A 3,427-nucleotide genomic window follows, 5' to 3' on the forward strand; every position below is an offset into this window, starting at 1 on the left:
GCCTAACGCCTGAATTAAGCCGCGCCGCGAAGCGGCGTCGGCTTGAATGAATTGTTAGGCCGCGCGCCCGCGACCAAGAACCGGCGATAGCATCCGCGCCGGCAACCAGAGAATGGCTCCGACCACAGCGTAGAGCAGAACGTTGAGAAGGCTTGCCAGCAGCATGTACTGAGCCGAGCACCAAGTGAACCAGCTCTGGCAGGCCTCCGCGGCCATAAGAATGATTGAGGGAGGGAACAGGAACACGAACCAAGCCTCAAGGTACTGATGCCACGAACTAGGCGCGACGGAAAAGATTGCTAGAAGAACCACAGCCGCGGCGAGGCCAGCAACAGCCCAGCGAAATAACCATTTCAGTAGCGACACTGTTGCCATAGCGGCCTAACGACTGAGTTAAGCCGTGCCGCGAAGCGGCATCGGCTTGAACGAATTGTTAGGCCCCAACACAGCGGTAGATGAAATAGCCCGCAACGCTAATACCGAGCCAGAAGATCACACCCATAAGAGCACCCATCTCACAGTCCAGCACAATGCGGCCGTCTGAGCCACGATTGAAACCGTGCCACTTTGGCCAGACACGCACGCCCTTTGGAGCTGGCTCAACGTAGGCTCGCCCGAACGAGATAGCTGGAACAACGACCCGACCCGTGAAATACCCAACGAATTGCAAAAACGCCTCGGCTATGGGTTGGAGGATCAACTCACCGATGATGGATCCTGGCATTGGGGCCTAACACCTGAGTTAAGCCGCACCGCGGAGCGGCGTCGGCTTGAACGAATGGTTAGGCATCAAGCCGGCACCAGAAGGCCAGCGTGTACCTGCCAAGATCAACAGACTCCCAATCTGCGGACTCATGGATCGGCATGTCAAGAGTGACCTTGGTGAGATCGACGTGCTCTGGGAAGTTGGCAAGAACAATGTCCGCTGCATCGGGTCTCAGCTCAAAGGTCGCCTGGAATAGGGCAAATGAGCTGGTCTGTGCGGCTTTGCCTACCAAGAGCTCGCCACGATCCAGCAGCTCGTCCCCATCAAAGAGCGCTAGATCGACGCGCATAGATCTCTCTCTTGATGCCTAACGCCTGAATTAAGCCGTGCCGCGAAGCGGCACGGCTTGAATGAACTGTTAGGCGGCAAGCCTACGGCTCTGCCACCAACGTAATCGCAGACTCTGTACTGAGAATGGAACGCAAGTCTGCATTTAGCTTTGACAGAGCGGCGCTTGTGTCCGGCTTACCGAAAAGACGTTTGAAGAGCGGAACCTCGGCGGCTGGAAAGCAGTGCCAAGTGATCTTGCCATTGGTTGGATCATCTGCCGCTAAGTCGTCAACGTTGCCACAGCCGACCCACAACAAAAATGGATCACGGGAGAGCATAAGGCAACGGCCCCAGTCCTCCGCAATGACCGGCTCGACGCTGTAATCGCACTGTTTAAGCTGCGCCTTGAGCCAAATGGCGAGCTGCCGCCCATAACGGCCAGGATTGACCTCCTCGTCCTCTCCGGGTTCAACCGTGAACAAGTTTGAGGTGAACCAGTATCCGTCCATGCCGCCTAACGCCTGAATTAAGCCGCGCCGCGAAGCGGCGTCGGCTTGAATGAACTGTTAGGTCGCGGCCAGATGCGCGAAACGAACCATGCACCTAGTACAAGAAGAGCGAAGTAGCTTGATGCCTCCACGATTGCCATGACTTTAACCTGTGAGGAGATTGCTCCGGTGTATGTGAAGAACTCAGTGAGTCGCAATGCAAGAACAGGGGTAGAGACGGCGACCGCAGCTAACCATGCGTGTCTGCGGAATACAGCCGCAAGTGGAGCCGAAGCAACGACCGTGGCGGCTAAAGCTCCGGCCAGCGCACAGAAGATCATTTCTAGGTAGCTGCGCGGAACCTGGGAGTCGAAGAAGAGCGCACGAGTGAAGTGCTGAACGTAAGCATTGGCAGCAAATGCCAAGAACATTATTAGCAAAACTACTAGCACTCTCGACAGAGCTTTCATAGCGGCCTAACGCATGAATTAAGCCGCGCCGTGAAGCGGCGTCGGCTTGAATGAATTGTTAGGCGTCACTACAACGCCCTAGTCCAGCATCACTGTATGAACCTTGGTGACCATATTGAGTCCCCGATACAGTGCAAAGAACACCATGCCACCACGTCCCTTGGGTATACACCATACGTACCGCAGTTGGTCGCCTGTTTCCATCAGGGCGATCATTTCTGACCACTCCGAACTCTTATCAAAGTTGTGAGCGCCGCTGCGCTCAGCCGCCCGCAGTGCCTCGTCTTGTGTAAGCGGCACGGAAACCTTGCACGGTGGATAGCCAACTTGCTTCTCAAAATCTGTCGGTTGATACCGGAATGAGCGATCTACTTGCGTGGAGATCGGACTGTGTGCGCAACCCATGACTAAGACAGATGCCACAAATGCTGCTAGATGGATGAGACGAATCTTCATGTGACGCCTAACGACTGAGTTAAGCCGACCCGCGAAGCGGGGTCGGCTTGAATGAATTGTTAGGGCTCAACCGCGACATTGGCAAACCCCGCATCACGCAATACTTGGGCGACCCTGCCAACTATTGGGTCTGAAGAGGCAATCTTGTTCTTGCCAAGGAGCTTTTGCATGAAGGTGCGTCCGCGCTCCAGCATGACATGCCACTCGCCGTAGTTTGGATTGGCTGGATCTTCGTCGGAGTTGCCGGCCACGCACATTAAGTACGAGGCGCCCTGGTACTCAGCCAGATTGGCCCAGCCGAAGTCCTCCATGCAGATTATGTCGGCAGTAACGCCAGTGGATGGCAACTCCGACGCCAGCCAGTTGGACAAGTCCTCGCCGAAGCAACAGTCATTGATGAAATCGGAACCAACGACCGACAGGTTGAATTTGTCGGTCTTGAAAGTAATGTCAATCACGAGGCCCTCCCCATTGAGCCCTAACGCCTGAATTAAGCCGAGCCGCGAAGCGGCTTCGGCTTGAATGAATTGTTAGCCCCCAACCTCATCTGGCCAGATCGGCTCAAAGTCAATCTCATACTTGACCCGAAGTGGAGGAACAGCGACCTGATGCGATTTGCCTACATCAATGAAGTCGGGTTGAGAGCGGTGAGTGCCTGTGTAAGCCATGATGGAGACCAGAGAAAGACGACCTTTACACTTGTCACCGCTAAAGAATGAGTAGCCCGAGAACGTGTCAAACCTAACGGGGATTGAGTAGTTGCCCAGTCCGTCTGTGAGTGTCATGGCGGGTCCGTTTGGAACGGAGTTCTCTATCCACGAGACACCAACAAGGGCATTGGGCAAGGGGACTCCGTTTGCGTCCTCCACCGAGCCGGAGAATACGTAGAACTTTGCGCCACACTTGGCCGTCGCGCCAGGACTTAAGAGCAGAAGAAAGAGAAGTGCTAGGGATGTTCGCATTGGGGGCTAACGCCT

At 55.2% G+C, this 3,427-nt stretch carries 5 protein-coding genes; all 5 read right to left on the reverse strand.

The window, feature by feature from the left end:
• Positions 1-782: 782 nt before the first annotated feature.
• The 5 genes from JMO03_RS04505 to JMO03_RS04525 all read right to left on the reverse strand — a co-directional run bounded on the left by JMO03_RS04505 (position 783) and on the right by JMO03_RS04525 (position 2,908).
• Positions 783-1,055, reverse strand: coding sequence for a hypothetical protein (locus tag JMO03_RS04505; protein ID WP_202840737.1), 273 nt, complete (start codon positions 1,053-1,055; stop codon positions 783-785).
• A gap of 82 nt (positions 1,056-1,137) precedes the next feature.
• The gene (locus JMO03_RS04510) at positions 1,138-1,545 is read right to left on the reverse strand and encodes a hypothetical protein (RefSeq protein ID WP_202840739.1); all 408 of its coding nucleotides are present in this window, start codon (positions 1,543-1,545) and stop codon (positions 1,138-1,140) included.
• Positions 1,546-1,562: 17 nt separating this feature from the next.
• Complete coding sequence (locus tag JMO03_RS04515; protein ID WP_202840741.1) at positions 1,563-1,949, reverse strand: hypothetical protein; 387 nt, start codon at positions 1,947-1,949, stop codon at positions 1,563-1,565.
• A gap of 123 nt (positions 1,950-2,072) precedes the next feature.
• Positions 2,073-2,450: a hypothetical protein gene (locus tag JMO03_RS04520; RefSeq protein WP_202840743.1), complete on the reverse strand. Its 378-nt coding sequence runs from the start codon at positions 2,448-2,450 to the stop codon at positions 2,073-2,075.
• A 59-nt stretch (positions 2,451-2,509) separates the two neighbouring features.
• Positions 2,510-2,908, reverse strand: coding sequence for a hypothetical protein (locus tag JMO03_RS04525; protein ID WP_202840746.1), 399 nt, complete (start codon positions 2,906-2,908; stop codon positions 2,510-2,512).
• Between the last annotated feature and the right edge of the window lie 519 nt (positions 2,909-3,427).

Origin of the sequence: Luteimonas saliphila (assembly GCF_016774335.1) — a bacterium.
Taxonomy (GTDB): domain Bacteria; phylum Pseudomonadota; class Gammaproteobacteria; order Xanthomonadales; family Xanthomonadaceae; genus Luteimonas; species Luteimonas saliphila.